14 protein-coding genes and 1 tRNA gene are annotated in these 18,592 nt (G+C 62.0%); 4 read left to right on the top strand and 11 right to left on the bottom strand.

The window, feature by feature from the left end:
- Positions 1-221: 221 nt before the first annotated feature.
- Both dusB and P272_RS0102005 read right to left on the bottom strand, forming a co-directional pair.
- On the bottom strand, positions 222-1,400 hold the full coding sequence (gene dusB, locus P272_RS0102010) for a tRNA dihydrouridine synthase DusB (RefSeq protein ID WP_081709000.1): 1,179 nt from the start codon (positions 1,398-1,400) through the stop codon (positions 222-224).
- Entirely contained in the window at positions 1,387-2,904 is a 1,518-nt protein-coding gene (locus P272_RS0102005) for a glycine--tRNA ligase (protein WP_029677899.1), read from the bottom strand. Before P272_RS0102005 ends, dusB begins: the two co-directional genes overlap by 14 nt.
- A gap of 196 nt (positions 2,905-3,100) precedes the next feature.
- Between P272_RS0102005 and P272_RS0102000 the strand changes: the two genes are divergently transcribed.
- The 4 genes from P272_RS0102000 (at position 3,101) to P272_RS0101985 (ending at position 7,706) form a co-directional block, all read left to right on the top strand.
- Positions 3,101-3,436 (top strand): MTH1187 family thiamine-binding protein, encoded by a 336-nt coding sequence (locus P272_RS0102000; protein ID WP_029677898.1) that lies wholly within the window; start codon positions 3,101-3,103, stop codon positions 3,434-3,436.
- Positions 3,437-3,497: 61 nt separating this feature from the next.
- A complete protein-coding gene (locus P272_RS0101995) occupies positions 3,498-4,571 on the top strand; it encodes a LacI family DNA-binding transcriptional regulator (protein ID WP_044097643.1) in 1,074 nt (357 codons plus the stop codon).
- Between the two features lie 269 nt (positions 4,572-4,840).
- Positions 4,841-6,133 carry an MFS transporter gene (locus P272_RS0101990; protein ID WP_029677896.1) on the top strand — a complete coding sequence of 431 codons (1,293 nt, stop codon included), beginning with the start codon at positions 4,841-4,843 and terminating at the stop codon, positions 6,131-6,133.
- A gap of 49 nt (positions 6,134-6,182) precedes the next feature.
- Positions 6,183-7,706, top strand: coding sequence for a glycoside hydrolase family 32 protein (locus P272_RS0101985; RefSeq protein WP_029677895.1), 1,524 nt, complete (start codon positions 6,183-6,185; stop codon positions 7,704-7,706).
- Between the two features lie 242 nt (positions 7,707-7,948).
- On the opposite strand, the gene P272_RS0101980 is transcribed toward P272_RS0101985, so the two are convergent.
- The 9 genes from P272_RS0101980 to P272_RS0101940 form a co-directional block, all read right to left on the bottom strand.
- Positions 7,949-9,145, bottom strand: a complete 1,197-nt coding sequence (locus tag P272_RS0101980) for an MFS transporter (protein ID WP_029677894.1) — start codon at positions 9,143-9,145, stop codon at positions 7,949-7,951.
- A gap of 57 nt (positions 9,146-9,202) precedes the next feature.
- On the bottom strand, positions 9,203-10,633 hold the full coding sequence (locus P272_RS0101975; RefSeq protein ID WP_029677893.1) for an amidohydrolase: 1,431 nt from the start codon (positions 10,631-10,633) through the stop codon (positions 9,203-9,205).
- A 166-nt stretch (positions 10,634-10,799) separates the two neighbouring features.
- On the bottom strand, positions 10,800-11,594 hold the full coding sequence (locus P272_RS0101970; RefSeq protein ID WP_029677892.1) for an isoprenyl transferase: 795 nt from the start codon (positions 11,592-11,594) through the stop codon (positions 10,800-10,802).
- A gap of 3 nt (positions 11,595-11,597) precedes the next feature.
- On the bottom strand, positions 11,598-12,320 hold the full coding sequence (gene recO, locus P272_RS0101965; RefSeq protein ID WP_029677891.1) for a DNA repair protein RecO: 723 nt from the start codon (positions 12,318-12,320) through the stop codon (positions 11,598-11,600).
- A gap of 15 nt (positions 12,321-12,335) precedes the next feature.
- Positions 12,336-13,988, bottom strand: a complete 1,653-nt coding sequence (locus P272_RS0101960; RefSeq protein WP_029677890.1) for an alpha/beta hydrolase family protein — start codon at positions 13,986-13,988, stop codon at positions 12,336-12,338.
- A 101-nt stretch (positions 13,989-14,089) separates the two neighbouring features.
- Positions 14,090-15,319, bottom strand: coding sequence for a flavodoxin-dependent (E)-4-hydroxy-3-methylbut-2-enyl-diphosphate synthase (ispG, locus tag P272_RS0101955; RefSeq protein WP_155804915.1), 1,230 nt, complete (start codon positions 15,317-15,319; stop codon positions 14,090-14,092).
- Positions 15,316-16,599 carry a 1-deoxy-D-xylulose-5-phosphate reductoisomerase gene (gene dxr / locus P272_RS0101950; protein ID WP_253269643.1) on the bottom strand — a complete coding sequence of 428 codons (1,284 nt, stop codon included), beginning with the start codon at positions 16,597-16,599 and terminating at the stop codon, positions 15,316-15,318. Before dxr ends, ispG begins: the two co-directional genes overlap by 4 nt.
- A complete protein-coding gene (locus P272_RS0101945; protein ID WP_052323121.1) occupies positions 16,596-18,305 on the bottom strand; it encodes a DivIVA domain-containing protein in 1,710 nt (569 codons plus the stop codon). The genes dxr and P272_RS0101945 overlap by 4 nt, the downstream gene beginning before the upstream one ends.
- A gap of 100 nt (positions 18,306-18,405) precedes the next feature.
- A tRNA-Val gene (locus tag P272_RS0101940) sits at positions 18,406-18,479 on the bottom strand.
- Positions 18,480-18,592 lie beyond the last annotated feature (113 nt).

The raw sequence follows: 18,592 nt of genomic DNA, 5'->3' as shown, positions 1-18,592 counted from the left end.
CGTCACTCACGTTACGCTCAACTCTAGCGCAGGTCATATACGCCAACACGCATTTGCCCACAGGCGTTCCGACCCTCCCTGACGGCCGTGGGCCTAGGGTCCGGGAGGTCAGAGCCAACCGCCCTGGCCTTCCGAAAGAACCTCCACGCCGTTCTGTCCGTATTCTAAACCATGATTCTAGACCCGGGTGCGCATGGTTGGTGACGGAAATATTTCCGGCTTCAGTAGGAGGCGTCCATGGGGTCGTTGCCGAAGAGCGTCTCGCGCTCCTGATGGGTGGTGGTCCGCGAATCCAGCCAGCCATAGGGCAGGCGGACCTTCTTGGCATAGCGGACCCGACCCCGGGGCTTGCCAGCCACGGCCCGCGGATAGGGCATGTCCTGGTCCAGATTGGCGATGCAGCGGTCCATATCCTCCAGGCTCTCGCAGGACATGAAGCCGCGGCGTACCTGGCCGCCTACGGCGAAGCCCTTGAGATACCAGGCCACGTGCTTGCGCATATCGTGGACGGCCATGCGCTCGTCACCGTCATAGAACTCGACCAGAAGCCTGGCGTGGCGGGCCATGATGGCTCCCACCTGACCCAGGGTTGGCTCCTGCCGTTCCGTAGAGCCGGCCAGGGCCGTCGCGATGTCGGCAAAGAGCCAGGGACGGCCCTGACAGCCCCGGCCTATGGCCACGCCTGCGCAGCCGGTCTGGGCGAACATGTCCAGGGCATCCTCGGCGGTCCAGATGTCACCGTTGCCGAAGACGGGGATGTCTACGGCCTGGACCAACTGAGCGATCCGGTCCCAGTCGGAATGGCCGCCATAGTATTCAGCCGTGGTCCTGGCGTGCAGGGTGACGGCGGCGCACCCCTCCTCCTGGGCGATATGGGCCGCCTCCATAAAGGTCTCATGCTGGTGGTCGATGCCCACCCGGATCTTTGCGGTGACGGGGATTCCGGCAGGGGAACAGACAGCGACCACCCGATGGACCAGTTCGGCAAAGAGGTCGGTCTTCCAGGGCAGGGCGGACCCGCCGCCATGCCTGGTGACCTTGGGGACCGGGCAGCCGAAGTTCATATCGATATGATCGGCCCAGCCGGCATCGACCACCATCCGGGTGGCTTGCTCCATAATCTGCGGGTCCACTCCGTACAGCTGCAGGGAGCGCACCTTCTCCTGAGGGGCGAAGCGGCAGAGCCGGAAGGCCTTGGGGTTGCGCGCCACCAGAGCCCGGGCCGTCACCATCTCCCCCACATACAGTCCGTCGGGTCCATACTCGCGACAGAGCAAGCGGAAGGGCCAGTTGGTCACGCCCGCCATAGGCGAAAGCATGACCGGAACAGGTACGGTTATCGGGCCCAGCTTCACCGGGGCAACCTTTGGGGTCTGGCGATCAGTCTCAGTACCGGCCACCGGCCTCGGCCACCTTGATGGGTTCGCTTTCGTCCGTGCCCGGCTCGCTGGCCAGGTCCGTGTAGCCGTCAGCGGCGCGCGTACCGGTCAGGTCGGACGGGCCCATGGGGTAACGGACACGCTGCTCGCCTACAACCTTGCGCACATAGTCCTCCACCTGCTCCAGGGCCACGCGGTCCTGCTGCATGGAGTCGCGGTTGCGGATGGTGACGGCCTTGTCGTCCAGGGTGTCGAAGTCCACGGTGATGCACAGGGGTGTGCCGATCTCATCCTGACGACGGTAGCGGCGGCCGATTGCACCGGACTCGTCGTAGTCCACCATCCACTCGTTCTGGCGCAGGTCGGCGGCCAGGTCGTGGGCGATCCGCTGCAGATCAGGCTTCTTGGACAGGGGCAGGACCGCGGCCTTGACCGGGGCCAGCCTCGGATCCAGACGCAGCACGGTGCGACGGTCGACCCCGCCCTTGGTGTTGGGGGCCTCGTCCACGTCATAGGCATCCACCAGGAAGGCCATCAGCGAGCGCGTCAGACCGGCCGCGGGCTCGATCACGTAGGGAATGTAGCGTTCCCCGCTGGCCTGGTCGAAGTAGCTCAGGTCCTCGCCCGAGTGCTCGGCATGGGCCTTGAGGTCGTAGTCGGTGCGGTTGGCCACGCCCTCCAGCTCGCCCCACTCGGAGCCCTGGAAGCCGAACCGGTACTCGATGTCAACGGTCCTCTTGGAATAGTGGGCCAGCTTCTCCTTGGGGTGCTCGTAATGGCGCAGGTTTTCGGGCTTGACGCCCAGGTCTACGTACCAACGGGTCCTGGCGTCGATCCAGTACTGATGCCATTGTTCGTCGGTGCCGGGGTGGACGAAGAACTCCATCTCCATCTGCTCGAACTCGCGGGTACGGAAGATGAAATTGCCGGGCGTTATCTCGTTGCGGAAGCTCTTGCCCATGTTGGCGATGCCGAAGGGGGGCTTGGAGCGGGAGGAGGCCATGACGGACTTGAAGTCCACGAAGATGCCCTGGGCGGTCTCGGGGCGCAGGTAGTGTAGGCTCTTTTCGTCCTGGACGGGACCCAGGTGGGTCTGCAGCATCATGTTGAAGTCGCGCGGCTCGGTCCACTGGCCCTTGGTGCCGCAGTCCGGGCAGGGGATGTCCTTGAGGCCGTTTTCCGGATCGTGGCCGTGCTTCTCGACGTAGGCCTCCTCCAGGGTGTCGGCCCGGTGACGCTTGTGGCAGTTCAGGCACTCGATCAGAGGGTCGTTGAATACGGACACATGGCCCGAGGCCTCCCAGACCGCTGTGGGCAGGATGACCGAGGTGTCCACGCCGACCACGTCGTCGCGGGTGACCACCATTGTCCGCCACCACTCACGCTTGATGTTGTCCTTGAGGGCCACACCCAGGGGGCCATAGTCCCAGGCCGAGCGCGTCCCGCCGTAGATCTCCCCTGCGGGAAAGACGAATCCTCGGCGCTTGGCCAAGGAGATGACCTCATCCAGTTTCGATACTGCCACTGATCACACCTTCTGCTCGGGAACCCCTCCTGGGGTATACGACCTGATGACCGGCCTCCAGCATACCTTTGGCGGGTGACCTGCTGTCAGTGTAGAGGCCTACCATCGAGGCAGGTGCGGGAGGCCGCGCTGGTGACCGCAGGGGACACCGGGCATCCTGCCTACGAACACCAATCGATGTGGAAAGGTTCCCGATATGCCCGATGTAAACGACCCATCCTATCTGAACACCGTGGCCGAGGTCACGATTGCACCCTCCGGTCAGGGTGAGGAACTGTCCACCTATGTGGCCCAGGTCATCAAGGTCATCAGGGATTCGGGGCTGCCCAACCAGACCAATGCCATGAGCACGGTCGTCGAAGGGGATCTGCACCGGGTCATGGAGGTCGTGGAAGAGGCCACACGGGTCCTGGCCGAGCAGGGGTATCGGACCGGCGTCAATCTCAGGCTGGACATCCGTCCCGGCAAGCGGGACCAGATTCACGAGAAGGTGGAGCGGGTCGACCGGATCCTGGGCGGGGAAAACCGCTGAAAGCTCCCTGTCACTGAAGATCAACCGGGCTGAAATCGCCTGAGCAGGTTAAGGTGTGCCCATGATCACGATGAAGCAGATTGCCGCACGCACAGGCGTATCCGTCTCCACGGTCTCTCTGGTGCTCAACGGCCGCGATAAGGGCAGGGTCAAGTCGGAGACCGCCCTAAAGGTGCGCAACACAGCCAAAACCCTGGGCTATCGGCCCAACCCCATGGCCCGGTCCCTGCGCACCAGCAAGACCGGCATGCTGGGCTTCATCAGCGAAGAGGTGGCCACCACGCCATACGCCGGCGCCATCATTCAGGGCGCACAGGATGCGGCAGCCGAGCGCGGCTATGTGCTTCTCACCGTCTCCACCGATGGGGGCATCCGTGAATCAGAACAGATTCAGGCCCTGAAGCGCTATGGGGTGGACGGTTTCCTCTTCGCCAAGATGTATGACCAGAATGTCGACCTGCCCCAGACGCTGCGTTCCTGCCCTGCCGTGGTGGTCAACGCAGTGGAGCGGGCCAACCGCTGCCCCAGCATCGCGCCTGACGAGTTTCTGATCGGCTACGATGCCACCCGTCATTTGATCGAATCAGGTAGTCGTCGAGTGGCCTACCTGGGCACCACACAGGATCTGCCGGCGCAGGAAGACAGAATGCGCGGATATCAGACCGCTCTTAAGGAAGCGGGATTACCTGCAAGTCAGGCCTTAATCCGACTGGTGGGCTTCAATCAGGAGGCCATGGATCAGACAAACGATCTGATGGACGACCAGCACCCCGATGGCGTCTTCTGCTTCAATGATTCGCGTTCCTTTTACCTCTACCAGGCCGCCGCCGCACGCCATCTGGTCATCGGCAGGGACCTGAATCTGGTGGGCGTGGACAACCACCAGGTCGTAGCCGAGACCTCGGCCCCTCCCCTGACCACGGTCGAACTGCCTCACTACGAGATGGGCTTCTGGGCGGTGCGACGACTGCTGGCGCAAATCAATCCCCGCCGCGATGCTCTTCCACTGCCCGATACCCGTGCTGTCCTTCCGCCGCTCGATCAAGCTGGCGGGGTACGCATCCATTGCGCCCTGATTCGCAAGGGCTCTACCCGCCTCGATGCCACCTCAGACCTGGTCCCGGCCAGCCGCTAAGCCACACTCACCCTTCCCCTTCACTGTCGCAAGATGCCGAACCCAGGTCCAATTCTGGCTAGCTTGATACCAGTCGCCAATAGCCGATCAGCCAAGATCCCCTGCTAACCACTCACCGTGTGAGTAAGAACTGACATCAACAGTCAATCGTTTGACGTAAATCGATTGACGGCTTACTATACCTACAAGGATTCGCTCTGCACATAGGAAGTGCATCGAACCGGAAGACACTGCGGAGAAGCGGTGCACGACAAGGAAAGAGGGGCAGCATGGCCGCCAAATTATCGGCGTGGAGGAATCCATCATATTTGGAATCCTCCACCGGAATATTCTTCTTCTTCTGCGCCTGGGGCATCTGGTGGTCCTTCTACTCGCCATGGCTGATCAACGGCCTTGGCATGACCAACACCCAGGTCGGCAACATCTACTCCATCAACTCCATTGGCACGCTGATAATAATGTTTGTCTACGGGGTAATACAGGACGAGCTGGGGGTCAAGCGTAGGCTCGCCATATTCATCGCGGCCATTGCAGCGCTGGTCGGACCTTTCGTGCAATTTATCTACGCCCCCCTTATGCATTCCAACCTGATCCTGGGCGCCGTACTCGGCTCAATCGTTCTATCCGCAGGTTTCATGTCAGGCTGCTCCCTGATCGAGGCCATCACCGAGCGGTACAGCCGAAAATTCGGATTCGAATACGGCCAGTCCCGCGCCTGGGGCTCCTTTGGCTACGCCATTGTAGCTCTGATTGCAGGGTTCACTTTCAACATCAACCCGATGATCAACTTCTGGCTGGGATCCGCCTTTGGCGCGTGCATGCTCCTGGTCTATGCTTTCTGGATCCCCGATGAGCAGCGCGAGGAAATCAAGCGGGAGTCCACCCCCGAGGGCGAAAAGTCCCAGCCCTCCCTGCGTGACATGATCCACGTACTGGGCATGCCTGCCCTCTGGCTCCTGATTGTCTTTGTAATCTTCACCAACACCTTCTACACGGTCTTCGACCAGCAGATGTTCCCCAACTACTATGCCAACCTCTTCCCCACCCCAGAACAGGGCCACGAGGTCTATGGCATCCTCAACTCCATCCAAGTGTTCCTGGAATCTGCCATGATGGGCGTGGTTCCCATCATCATGCGCAAGATCGGTGTGCGCAACTCCCTTCTGTTAGGGGCTACAGTTATGTTCGCCAGGATCGGCCTGTGCGGTTTCTTCCACGACCCGGTCATGGTCTCCGTTGTCAAGCTCTTCCACTCCATTGAGGTCCCGCTCTTCAGCCTCCCTGCCTTCCGTTACTTCACCCTGCACTTCAACCCCAAGCTGTCCGCCACCCTTTACATGGTGGGCTTCCAGATCGCCTCTCAGGTTGGCCAGGTGGCCATGTCCACCCCGCTGGGCATCCTCCACGACCGCGCCGGCGACCAGGTCACCTTCTACACCATCTCACTGGTAGTGCTGGTCGCCTTGATCTACGGCATCTTCGTGCTCAAACGCGACGACCAACAGGTGGACGGTGATCCCTTCATCAGGGATTCGCAGAAGTCCGCCGTGACCCAGGGCTGATCCCAGATCAATCATCATCAGCACCCATCCAACCCGAAAGGATTCAAGGATGAACCAGTCAGCAACCAAGGAAAACGCCGATATGAGCGCTCAGCTGAACAAGGCCCAGAAGAGCATTGATCAGCTCTTCGCCACCCGCAATGACCGTTGGTATCCCCAGTGTCACATAGCATCCAAGGCCGGATGGATCAATGACCCCAACGGCCTGAGCTACTACAAGGGGCGCTATCATGCCTACTTCCAGCTCAACCCCTACGGAAGTGAGTGGGGCAACATGCACTGGGGACATGTGTCCAGCGCCGACCTGGTCACCTGGCGTCGCGAGCCCCTGGCCATGGCGCCCACCCTGGAGGTCGAGAAGGACGGAGTCTTCTCCGGATCGGCCGTGGTGGGCGACGACGGCCGTCTGACCATCTATTACACCGGTCACCGCTGGCGCAATGGGGTCAATGAAGATGACGGCAACCTCCAGGAGCAGTGCATGGCTGTCTCCACGGACGGCATCCACTTCGAAAAGAAGGGGGTCGTAGTCCCCTGCCCCGACGACAAGATCCTGCACTTCCGCGATCCCAAGGTGTGGAAGATGGGTGGGCTCTGGTACATGGTCTTCGGAGTCAGCACACCCGCCCACCGGGGCGAGATCTGGATGTACACCTCCAATGACATGGAGCACTGGACCTTCGACCGGGTCATCTACCGGCACCCCGACCCCGAGGTCTTCATGCTGGAATGCCCCGACATGTTTCCCCTGGAGGACAAGTGGGCTATCTGCTACTCGGCCATGGGCCTGAAGCCCCACGGGTTCGAAGCCCGCAACCACAACAACGCCGGCTACGTGATCGGCAGCTGGCAGCCCGGCGGTGACTTCCATCAGGAGACTGAGTTCCACCTCTGGGATGACGGTCACAACTTCTATGCCCCGCAGACCTTCCAGGCCCCTGACGGTCGCCGGCTGGTCTTCGGCTGGATGAGCCCCTTCACCGAACCCATTCCCATGCAGGAGGATGGCTGGTGCGGCCAGTTCACGGTGCCCCGCGAGGTCACCCTGGCCGGTGATCATCTGCGCTGCCTGCCCATACGCGAGTTCTCCAACCTGGACCAGGACCAGCAGGACTTCGGCCCCATCGAGCTGGAGGTCAACGGCAGCCAGGATCTGGTTGACGACGCGCAGACCGCTGACATCAATATGGAGATCGACCTGAACAAGTCCCAGGCCGAGCGCATCGGTCTGGAGATTCATCGGACCCAATCAGGTGACCACACGCTGGTCTGCTATGACGACCAGCTGGGCCGCGTGGTACTCGACCGCCACTGCAACACCTACGGGGACCGGGGCTACCGCACTGCTCCCATCGACAAGTCCTCGGGCAAGCTCAAGTTGCGCATCATCGTGGACCGGGGCTCGATCGAGGTCGTCGTAAACGACGGCCTGGAGATCATGTCCTCCTACTCCTTCCCCGCCGAAGGACCGCGCGGCATCCGCCTGATTGCCGAATCCGGCGAGGGCAAGGCCCTGATTAACTCCCTCTCCATTGCCAAACTGGGGACCATCTGGGAAGAGCCGGATCGCTGATTCCACTCCCTTGGTCGGCATAGAAAAGGCCCGCTCCCTGAAATTGCTCAGGGAGCGGGCCTTTTTCTTGTAAAAACATCCTCATTCAAACAACTATGGTCAGAACCAAAGAATCGGAGATCCTATAAGAGATACCGGTCCTTTCACAGTGACTCCTTGCCATAGATAGCCAGCCATGACTCGGTCTCAGACCTTTGAGCTTCAGGACCGGAAGCTTTTACGAGGCTGCCTCAGCGCCGGCTTTACTTGCCGACTTTGACCAGCAGAGCCATGAGGCCGGAGGCGATGGCCGCCGCACCCATGAAGAGGAAGGCACCAACGAAGGAGCCACCGGCGGCCTTGACCAGGTAGCCGATGATCATGGGAGCCAGGAATCCGCCCAGCGTGCCGCCGGTATTGATGATGCCGATGGCGGAGCCGATGATGTGCGGGTCCATGATCTTGTGGGGCCAGGTGAAGATGCCGGTGAAGGCCACCACGGAGACGCAGGATACCAGGATCAGCAGCAGGAGGGAGAGCCAGATGTTGCGCGAGAAGACGAAGCAGACGACCAGGACGGCGCTGATCAGCCCGGCACCCAGGATGGCCACCTTCTCCCTTCCTAGGAAGAGCTTCGAGAGCAGCTGACCGGCATAGATGGTGGCGACTGTCGTGAAGACCGCGTTGACCGCCAGCAGGATGCCTGCCTGACCGATCGAGAGCCCGAAGGTGTTTTTGATGAAGGTGGGCATCCAGGAGATATTGCCGTACAGGAGGATGTTGAGCAGAAGCATGGCCACGAAGAGGACCAGCACGTTCCGATTCTTCAGGACCTCGAGGAACCCTGCCCCCTTGGCTCCGGGCTTCTGGTCAACCTCGGGCTGCCGGGGTTTGGAGGGCACGAAGATCAGGATGCAGACAAAGGCCAGCAGGTAGAGGGTGCCCAGCACGGCGTAGGCCAGGTGCCAGTTGATGGCGACCAGGTTGGCGCCCAGGACAAAGGCCAGAATGCCGCCGATGCCCGAGGTCGACAGAATCAGTGACTGTACGAAGGTCCGCCTTTCCTGGGGGAAGTTCTCCGCAATCGACTTTGAGCAGGATGGCGGGTAGCCGCCGTGGCCCATGCCGGCGAAGAACCGGACGATGATGAAGAATACCAAACCATTGGCCAGGCCGAACAGGTAGCTGAACAGACCAATGATGATCATGGAGGCCATCAACACACGCTTGGCCCCGAGCCGGTCGGCCAGCCAGCCGCTGGGTATCTGCATGAGCGAGTAGCCCAGGAAGAAGGCCGACATGATGATGCCTGTCTGCCCCGAGTCAAGGTGGAACTGCTCGGAGATGGGGATGATGGCGGTCGAAATCATGTTCTTGTCCATGTACACGATCGAGTAACCGGCCATCAGGGAGAAGATCAGTGTTCCACTCGCCGTTTTTGAGGATTGCTTGATTGCCATTGGTCTGTCGTCCTTCAGTCGAAGCCGGCTGCCGCCAGGCGGCAGCCGAACAGTAGGTCAGTGGGGCATCACATCGTCAGGGATGACGACCTTGTACTCCTGGCCGGCGAAGGTCTTGTCGAAGTCCTCCTTGGCGGCCTTGACCAGATCCGGGTCGGTAAAAGCATCGTAGGCGGTCAGGGCCAGGGTCTTGCCCGCAGCCAGCAGACCCTTGTGGGCCACCGAGGACTTGCCGTTGGCCGCCCACTGCCAAGAGTGAGCAGAGGTGCCCTGGGGCTCGAAGCCGCCGCTGAACTGGGCGGTGGGCGTCTGCCAGCTGACATCGCCGACGTCGGTGGACCCCGAAGCCGTATCGGTGAAGACCAGTGGATACTTTCTTAGGGCCATGGTCAACTCGGCCATCTTCCTGACTTCCTCATCAGGAAGATCGGGGAAGGCCTCCTTGGTGCGGCTGAGCACCCGCTGCTTGCCGGCCTCGGGGACCGTGTCGGTATAGCGGCGCTCGTAGTCCAGCTCCTGCTGGTCCAGGGGCAGGGGGCCGACGAGGTCCAGGTTCCTGTCTATGGCCTCGGTCAGCGGATGGTTGGGGATGAAGTTGTAGCAGGCCGCATCGAACTCCTCCTTGACCTGGGTTTCGGTCATGAGGGCCGCACCCTGGGCGATCTTCTCCACACGTTTGAACAGATCCTGCGCCTGATCCATCCTGGGGGCGCGCACGAAGTAGTAAAGCCGGGCATGGGACTGCACCACGTTGGCCGACTCGCCTCCTGCGTCGATGAAGGCGTAGTGCACGCGGGCCGCATCGATCATGTGCTCGCGCAGGAACTGCACGCCCACATTCATCAGTTCAGCGGCATCCAGAGCGCTCCGGCCCAGCTCAGGAGCTGCAGCCGCGTGCGCCGGCACGCCCGTGAAGTCGAAGTAGGCCTGCAGGACCGCCAGGCTGGAGGAGCCCCAGGCCTGGGTCACATCCGAGGGATGCCAGGACAGGGCCAGGTCCAGCCCGTCGAAGACCCCGTCCCTGGCCATGAAGGCCTTGCCATAGCCCGACTCCTCAGCCGGGCAACCGAAGACCTTGATGGTCCCCTTGAGTCCCTTTTCCTCCATGAAGGTCTTGATTCCGACTCCGGCCGCGACAGCTGCCATGCCCAGAATGTTGTGGCCGCAGCCTTGCCCGTTGCCGCCTTCGACCAAGGGCTTGTGCTCGCCCAGATCAGCCACCTGGCTGAGACCACCCAGGGCGTCATATTCGCCGGTGATGCCGATCACCGGACGGCCCGAGCCCCAGGTCGCCACGTAGGCATAGTCCATATGGCCCACGCCCTTTTCGATGTCAAAGCCCTCCTGCTCCAGCACCTTGTAGTGCTGCTGGACCGACTCCTTCACGGCGAATCTGGTCTCGGGGGTACCCCAAATATGGTCGGCTGCATCGATGAACTCCTGTGACTTGTCCTCGATGATTTGCATGATACGTTGCTTATCGTCCACGCCTGTCACTCCTTCGCTTCGTTTGCTGCCCTGATTTCCACAGCAGACATGGCTTGCTCCGCTGCGATATGACACAGACTACCTTTCAAGGGCATTACGAGAGTGTTCAGACCTGTAAATATGGACGACTATGGCTAACTTCACAAATTGAGAGGTCTTGTTTTCCTTAGGCTTGGTCCACGCCGCCGAAGCGCCTATCCCGATGTATGTAATCGTCGATGGCCCGCCAGAGCACCTCGCGCCCACAGTCGGGGAAGAGCTCGGGCACAAATGCCAGCTCCGCATAAGCCGCCTGCCAGGGCAGGAAGTTGGAGGTGCGCTGCTCCCCCGAGGTACGCAGGACCAGATCGCAGTCCGGTACGTCGGGGTTGTAGAGGTGCTGGGCGATCATCTTTTCGGTAACCTTGGAGCCCTTGATCTGCCCGGCCGCCACCTCCCGGGCGATGTCGGTGGCTGCATCGGCCAGCTCAGCCCTGCCTCCGTAATTGATGCAGAAGATCACATCGATTCTGGTGTTGTGCCGGGTGCGCTCCATAGCCGCCTCCAGCTCGTCAATGACCGACTTCCAAAGCCGAGGACGACGGCCCGCCCAGCGCACGCGCACTCCCCAGTCGTCCATCTGGGCCACACGACGGTGGATGATGTCCCGGGAGAAACCCATCAGGAAGTGGACTTCAGCCGGCGAGCGCTTCCAATTCTCCGTAGAGAAGGTATACAGGCTCAGGTATCGGACCCCGGCCTCAATGGCCCCGGCTATGGTGTCGAAAACCACCGGCTCGGCGGCCCGGTGACCCTGAGTGCGCTCCATGCCCCTCTGCTTTGCCCAACGGCCATTGCCGTCCATGATCACTCCCAGGTGCCGCGGGACTGAGCCCTCGGGAAAGTGCGGGATACGAGCGGGATCGGAGAAGGGGGCTGCAGGCACATCCAGGGAGGTGTAGTCGACGGGGTCAAAGCTCATGCTTCAAGAATCTAATAGCCTCAGGGACCTGATGGGCCGCTCCAGGTAATATTCGCCCCATTTCTCAACAAGACCATCGCAGAGGGGGGTGGAGCCTTTGCCGTCCAGCTTGGACCAGTCCCCGCTGCTCAGCGCCCGGAAGCGTGCCAGGGTGGCGGGATCCACCGCCACGGCATCGGTAGGCCTGTCGCGACTGCAGACCACCCCGCCGCCAGGCACCGAAAAGTGGGTCAGCTGGTCGGTCCGTCCGCAGACGATGCAGGAATCCAACCGGGGCCTCCAGCCCGCCAGTGTCAGGGACCGCAGCAGGTAGGAGGCGCCGATGTCACGAGGGCCGTGCCGGTGGCCTGCCAGGCTGGCCAGAGCGGAGACCAGCAAACGGTATTGCTCCGGGGCCGGCTCATGTTCACCGACCACCAGCTTGTCGGCGGTCTCAAGCATGACGCCTCCGTTGGCGTAGAGGTCATAGTCGGCGCATATGGCATCCGCATAAGGGGCTATGCAGACGGCCTGGGAGACGATGTCCAGGTTGCGGCCGCGGGAGATGAGCAGATCGTCTCGCATGAATGGCTCCAGCCGCGCGCCAAAGCGGGACTTGGTCCGCCGTACCCCTTTGGCCACGGCCCTGATCTTGCCGTGCCCCCTGGTCAGAATGGTGACGATCCGGTCGGCCTCACCCAGTTTGACCGTTCTGAGGACCAGGCCCTCGTCACGATAGATGGCCACGACGGTCCCGTCCTTTCATTGGTAGATGAACAGGCCCCAGAAGGCGAAGATCAGCAGGACTCCGAACATGGCCAGGGTGGTGACGATGAAGAGGGCAATGCCAAAGCGGGTGGAGGCCAGAACAGGTCTGGGATCCAGGTTGCGCATCTGCTGACGCAAAGTGGGGCCGCCGGCCTTGCTTGTGCGAACCTGATCGGGAAACCGGTCCAACCCCCTCAGGGAGGCTACCTCGACCATGCGGGCGAAGGTGCGCGACCAGGCCCAGATGACCAGGGCGCAGACCACCTGGATAACCGGCCAGCTCCAGTAACTGACCCCAGCCTGGTCGGGCACGCCGCCCCAACCCAAGCGCACCACGGCCATGATGACCTGACCCAGACCGGCTCCGAAAAGGACCAGGGTGGCCAGGGTGGTGCCGGTGATGGTCACCAGTGTGCCGCCGAAACCATGGCTGAAGCCCAACACCGGATCCTTGCGCCGACGCAGACGGAACAATTTCGTCAGACCGGCCACCAGAGCCATGACCAAGGCCGCCAGCAAAAGAACCAGGGTCAGCAGGTGCAGGACCACCATGTAGAGGGTCAGCGAACGCCGCCCCCGCAGATCGGTAGGCACGGCGATGGACTGATGGATGGTGGCCCCGCCCACGCTGGGGCTGGTCTGATGCAGGCCATGGACCTGACCCACCGCCCAGTCAATCATGTCCTGCTGGTAGTGGTCGGCCAAGGGGGTGCCGGTCCGGGCCTCGTCCCCCAGGCGCAGCACATGGTTGGAGACCGGGTAGGACCGCACAGTGACGTTTTCGTTGCCCGAGGCGTGCGCTTGGGACAGCACGCGCTGGACCCCTTCCACCTGTGCGGTCATAACGTCCTTGGCCCCATAAGCCAGCAGCGTGGGGATGGAGTAGGTGTAGCGGTCGGTGGGGTCGATATCCAGATTGTTCAGGCCGAAAAGGGCGGCGTCGGTGCTGAAGAGACGACGGACCACCGACTGGTATCCCTGGTTGGCCCCGGCGATGGCGAAGTCCTGGGCCACGAAGAAGCCCATGGCATGTCGAGGGGAATAGACCATGGGGCTCAGCAGGATCTGGAAGGCGATCCGGTGATCCATGGTCAGCAGCATGGCGGCAATCCAGGTGCTCTCACTGGTGGCATAGATGCCCACCTTGGACGCATCCACATCATCCCGGTCGCGCAGCAGATTGGTAACCCGCTCGTAGGCCTTGGCCGAAGCGGGATAGTCCCGGTCGGCATCAGTAGTGGACCAGACCGGCTTGTCCAGTACGGCGGTGACGAAACCGGCAGAGGCAAGGGTCCGGGCCACGTCCCCGAAGGAGTTGTCGCAGGTGCCGTAACCGGCGCCGTGCATGAAGACCACAGCCGGCCGAGGACCTGAAGCCCCCTTGGGAGTGCGAATCAGTATTCGGATGCGTTGGTGTTCACCAGTGGCAGGCCGTTCCACGCTCAATTCCTGGTGACGGGATTCGACCTGGTACTGCCCCACGGTATCCCTGTCAACCCCGGCAGGCCAGTCGAAGGTGACCGCAGTGTCCGGAGTCAGGGTAGGAAAATTCTGATCCACTGGTTCGTATTTCCAGGGGACGGCGGTCAGGTGTGAGACGGAGGCCAGCAGTCCCATGAGGATGATGAAGACGGGCAGGCTGGTCATTAGCCGCCTGACCCTGCTCCACCCGCTTGCAGGGAGGGAACGCTCAACCTCTTGGGACACGTCGGCCATTGTAGCCGGTGGCGGGGATGGAGCTTACGCCCTCAGCTGGCACGGCCGGTGACCGGGACCACCATGGGTCCAGCATTCGGCAGGGTTTCTCCCTGAGCCGCCGCCTTGGCATCCATCTGGGCGGCGATTTCCTTGGCCCGCTCCAGCAGGGTGGGAACAATCTGGTCCTCAGGGACGGTCTGCACCACCTTGCCCTTGATGATGATCTGGCCCTTGCCGTTGCCCGAAGCCACTCCCAGGTCGGCCTCCCTGGCCTCCCCTGGTCCGTTGACGATGCAGCCCATGACGGCCACCCGGATGGGGGCGGTGATGTCCTTAAGCCCCTCGGTGACCTCCTTGGCCAGCTCGATCACGTCCACCTGGGCCCTGCCACAGGAGGGGCAGGAGATGATGTCGAAGTGGCGCTGGCGCAGACCCAGATATTCCAGAATCTTGCAGCCCACCTTGACCTCTTCCACAGGCGGTGCGGACAGGGAGACCCGGATGGTGTCGCCGATGCCCTCGGCAAGGAGCGCGCCGAAGGCCAGGCAGGACTTGATGGTCCCCTGCCAGGAGGGCCCGGCCTCGGTCACGCCCAGATGGAGGGGCCAGTCGCCCTTGGAGGCCAGGAGCCGGTAGGTCTGGACCGTGGTTACGGGATCGTGGTGCTTGACGGAGATCTTGAAGTCGTGAAAGCCCACGTCCTCGAACATATGGGCCTCTTTCAAGGCCGATGCGACCAGGGCCTCAGGGGTGGGGCCGCCGTAGCGGGCGTAGATGTCCTTATCCAGGCTGCCGGCGTTGACCCCGATGCGCAGTGAGATGCCCGCGTCGGTGGCCGCCTTGCAAATCTCGGGTCCTACCTGGTCGAATTTGCGGATGTTGCCCGGGTTGACCCTGACGGCTGCACAGCCGGCATCGATGGCCTGGAAAACGTACTTGCTCTGGAAGTGGATGTCAGCGATGACCGGGATGGGCGACTTCTTCGCAATGATGGGAAGCGCATCGGCATCATCCTGGCTGGGCACAGCCACCCGCACGATATCGCAACCGGCGGCGGCCAGCTCGGCGATCTGCTGCAAGGTGGCATTGATGTCAGCGGTGACCGTGTTGGTCATGGACTGCACCGAAATAGGGGCTCCCCCGCCGACCGGCACAGGCCCCACCATGATCCGACGGGAGCGGCGACGAGGATGCAGCGGAGTCTGGCTGATGGCCTGATCGCCTGTCTTGCGGAACCCTTGGGAGGATGATGACTGTTCGGTCTTGGGAATGCTACTCACGCAGTCATGTCTATCAAAGCATCGGCCCTTTGGCGTGCCTCATGCTCGACTTGCTCCATTACCTCCACGGATGTGAATGTTCCCGGAAGATGCGTTTCCATGGCATCCATGACCGACCGGATGGTTTCGACGATGTCCAGATAGGGCAGCCGGTGATCAAGGAAGGCCCGGACCGCCTGCTCGTTGGCGGCATTGAAGACCGCGGTCATGGGCTCACAACTTCCCAGAGCCCGCCTGGCCAGGTTGACCGCTGGAAAAGCCTCGTTATCCAAGGGCTCGAAAGTCCAGGTGCTTGCCTTGGACCAGTCGCAGGCCGCAGCCACATGGTCAAGACGGGCGGGCGCCGAAAGGCCCAGGGCGATGGGCAGACGCATGTCAGGAGGCGAGGCCTGGCTTATGGTGGCCCCGTCCTGGAACTGGACCATGGAGTGGACCACGGACTGGGGGTGGACCACCACGGTTATCCGCTCGGGCTCGATCCGGAAGAGTCGGCTGGCCTCGATGACCTCCAGACCCTTGTTGACCATGGTGGAGGAGTTGATGGTGACCACCGGACCCATGGACCAGGTCGGATGGTTCAGGGCCTGCTCAGGGGTGACCCCGCGCATGGCTTGACGGCTCCAGCCTCGGAAGGGACCTCCTGAGGCGGTGACCACCAGACGGGCCACCTCTCTATGCTGCCCAGAACGCAGGGACTGCCAGATGGCCGAATGCTCGGAGTCGACCGGGTTGATCTGGCCCGGCCTTACCTCGGCATCAAAGAGCAGATGGCCGCCGGCCACTACGGACTCCTTGTTGGCCAGAGCCAGCTGGGATCCGGCCTGAAGGGCCGCAATGGATGGACGCAGACCGACTGATCCAGTGATGCCGTTGAGGACCAGATCACTACCGGAGCCGGCCAGGGCCTGGACCGCCTCCATGCCTGCCTGTACCTGAATGCCGGTCAATCCCAGGGCTTCGAGAGCCTGCTGCAGAGCCGGAACCTGGGCCTTGTCGGCCAGAGCCAGACGGGTCACGCCAAAATCGCGGGCCTGACGGGCTAGGAGCTCGACATGGGCACCACCAGCGGCCAACCCGGTAACCTGGAACCGATCCCTATGACGACTGATCAGATCCAGGGCCTGAGTGCCGATGGACCCAGTGGATCCCAGGATGACCAAACTACGAAGCTGGTCGGTATCATCCCTGGGTGACCAGTCCGCCAAGGTGCGTTCACGCCCGACTGACAAACCGCACTGCCTACCTTCACTGTCCGTATTCGTTACTGTCAGATGACTCATCTACCGCCTTTATCCTGCTCCCCCTCGTCGCCGAAGGCCGGGAAAGAAATATCGGGGATGTCCAGATCCATCTTGGGCAGATCCTGGTTGAGCAGGGATGCCAGGTAGGAATCCGGGTCCTGGTCCTGCTTACTCCTCTGCGTGTTTTGTGAATACCGCGGCTTGGCCCAGTCGGGCGTATCCGTGCTGCTTCCGGCTGTTTCAGCCCAAGGACGCTCCTGGGTCTCAGGCGCTGCTGTCGCTGGTTCCTCATAGTTGCCCAGGGGTCCGCCTGCACCCAGAGGACCATCGACGAAGGGCGAGGAGATGATTGAGGTGGATCCTGGTGTAGACGAGCCGTCAGTATCAGCCCCTGTCGTCGGGGGGACGGAAGCATCACCTGCCGAAGTAGGCGGGGTGGAGGCTACGGGAGCCGAAGGGGTCGGTTGAAATGCCGTCGGCTCAGGAGTCTGTGGTGCAGGTGAAGGCGAAGAAGTCGTCACCGGGTTGAAAGGCACGGATTGTGCAACCGACGCGGGTGCCGCTGACGCTGCAGTAGGAGCCTCAGGGGTGCGGCTGGCCGGCGCAGAGGCCGGCTGCGCAGCCACAGGCGGCACGGAGGCGGGCATGACCGATTCCTGCTGACCGGAGACAAAGGGATTGGTGGGGGCTCCACCGCCGACGCCTGCTGAAGATGCCGACCTGACTGAAGAAGAGGCAGGCGCAGCCGCTGCCGATGCTGCTGGGGCTGCCCCACCGCCTTCCTGGGCCAGCCGCTGGTTGACCGCCGAAGCCAGAGCGCTCAACGAACTGTTGGGCTGCGCCGTCGGCGCTGTGGGCGTTGTCTGCGTGCTGGCGACCGGCGCCTCGAAGATGGCCCGCTCTGCCTGGTGCAATTGAGCGAAATCGTCCTGACTTCCCTGGTCGTTCGCGGCAACGGAAGCATTGGGGATGCTCCAGGCGGGTGCCTGGCTCTGTCCGATCAGCGGCTGAACGCCCGAAGCTGAAGAGTCCTGCACCGGCAACTGCGATTGCGCAGGAACAGCAGCAGGGGCCGTTGCATTAGCGCTGGCCCTCTTGGCCCTCTCGCTGACCCTGGCAAAGGACTCCAGCTGCTCCAGAAGCTCGACCGCCTTGGCCAGGAAGAAGTCCACCTGACGCTCGTCATAGCCCTTGGGCCCCCGCCGCTGGGTGAAGATGACGTTGGAGACGCGGTCAGCCGTGATGTCGGTGTTCTTCGACTTGCCCGAATCCGTCTTCCGCCCCTCTTGGAGGTTGAGCTGGTCAGAAGTCTTGTTGAGGACCTGCTCAATCAGCCGCTCCACCTGCTTGCAGTCGTATGAGGGCATGCCGGGATCCCCGCGCTTGAAGACACTGCCTGAGGGTCTGCCGGCATGAGTGGTCAGCTCTGATTGCAGACTGACCATTCTGGTCGTCCAACCGTCCACGCCCACCCGGGCTATCTCCAAGCTGGTCTGCCTGTCGGAAATCACCCTCTCCAGCCGCGAAAGGGCAGCATCCACCTGGGTGATGATATAGCCGTTCTTGCACAGGTCAAAGGATGCGTTGGCTATCTCCTCCTGGGTCAGATCAGGGTCCTGGCTCTCATAGAGTGAGTGAGCCCGCTCCAGGAAGGCGTCCACCTGCTTGGTGTCATATCCCCACTTGCGCTTGCCCGAGCGCGCGATGGTCGCCTCGGTTCCACGGGCATCAGGCTTAGCTGACATCAGGCATCGACCTCCTGACCTTTCTTGCCAACGATCGTCGTGCATCGATTCTACGTGAGCGCTAAGACGCGACTTCAGGCATGCCCCCTAAAAACCCCTGTGGTCCCGCCCGGACTCGAACCGGGGACATCCACCGTGTAAAGGTGGCGCTCTAACCAACTGAGCCACGGGACCAGCACACTACCTTAGCAGAATACACGGTGACAAGACCGCACGGTGCGGCTATAATCCACTAGGAATTCGCGGGCCTGGTCCGCAAAAGAAGAGAAACACACCATTTACACCAT

The organism is Bifidobacterium sp. 7101 (genome assembly GCF_000499285.1).
GTDB classification, from domain to species: domain Bacteria; phylum Actinomycetota; class Actinomycetes; order Actinomycetales; family Bifidobacteriaceae; genus Bombiscardovia; species Bombiscardovia apis_A.
This window is presented reverse-complemented; position numbering and strand designations above follow the sequence as displayed.

Excerpts from the sequence above, each read along its gene's own strand:
- P272_RS0102000 (WP_029677898.1), top strand. The coding sequence starts at position 3,101 with ATGCCCGATGTAAACGACCCATCCTATCTGAACACCGTGGCCGAGGTC.
- P272_RS0101995 (WP_044097643.1), top strand. The coding sequence starts at position 3,498 with ATGATCACGATGAAGCAGATTGCCGCACGCACAGGCGTATCCGTCTCC.
- P272_RS0101990 (WP_029677896.1), top strand. The coding sequence starts at position 4,841 with ATGGCCGCCAAATTATCGGCGTGGAGGAATCCATCATATTTGGAATCC.
- P272_RS0101985 (WP_029677895.1), top strand. The coding sequence starts at position 6,183 with ATGAACCAGTCAGCAACCAAGGAAAACGCCGATATGAGCGCTCAGCTG.
- P272_RS0101980 (WP_029677894.1), bottom strand. The coding sequence starts at position 9,145 with ATGGCAATCAAGCAATCCTCAAAAACGGCGAGTGGAACACTGATCTTC.
- P272_RS0101970 (WP_029677892.1), bottom strand. The coding sequence starts at position 11,594 with ATGAGCTTTGACCCCGTCGACTACACCTCCCTGGATGTGCCTGCAGCC.
- P272_RS0101960 (WP_029677890.1), bottom strand. The coding sequence starts at position 13,988 with ATGACCAGCCTGCCCGTCTTCATCATCCTCATGGGACTGCTGGCCTCC.
- dxr (WP_253269643.1), bottom strand. The coding sequence starts at position 16,599 with ATGAGTCATCTGACAGTAACGAATACGGACAGTGAAGGTAGGCAGTGC.
- P272_RS0101945 (WP_052323121.1), bottom strand. The coding sequence starts at position 18,305 with ATGTCAGCTAAGCCTGATGCCCGTGGAACCGAGGCGACCATCGCGCGC.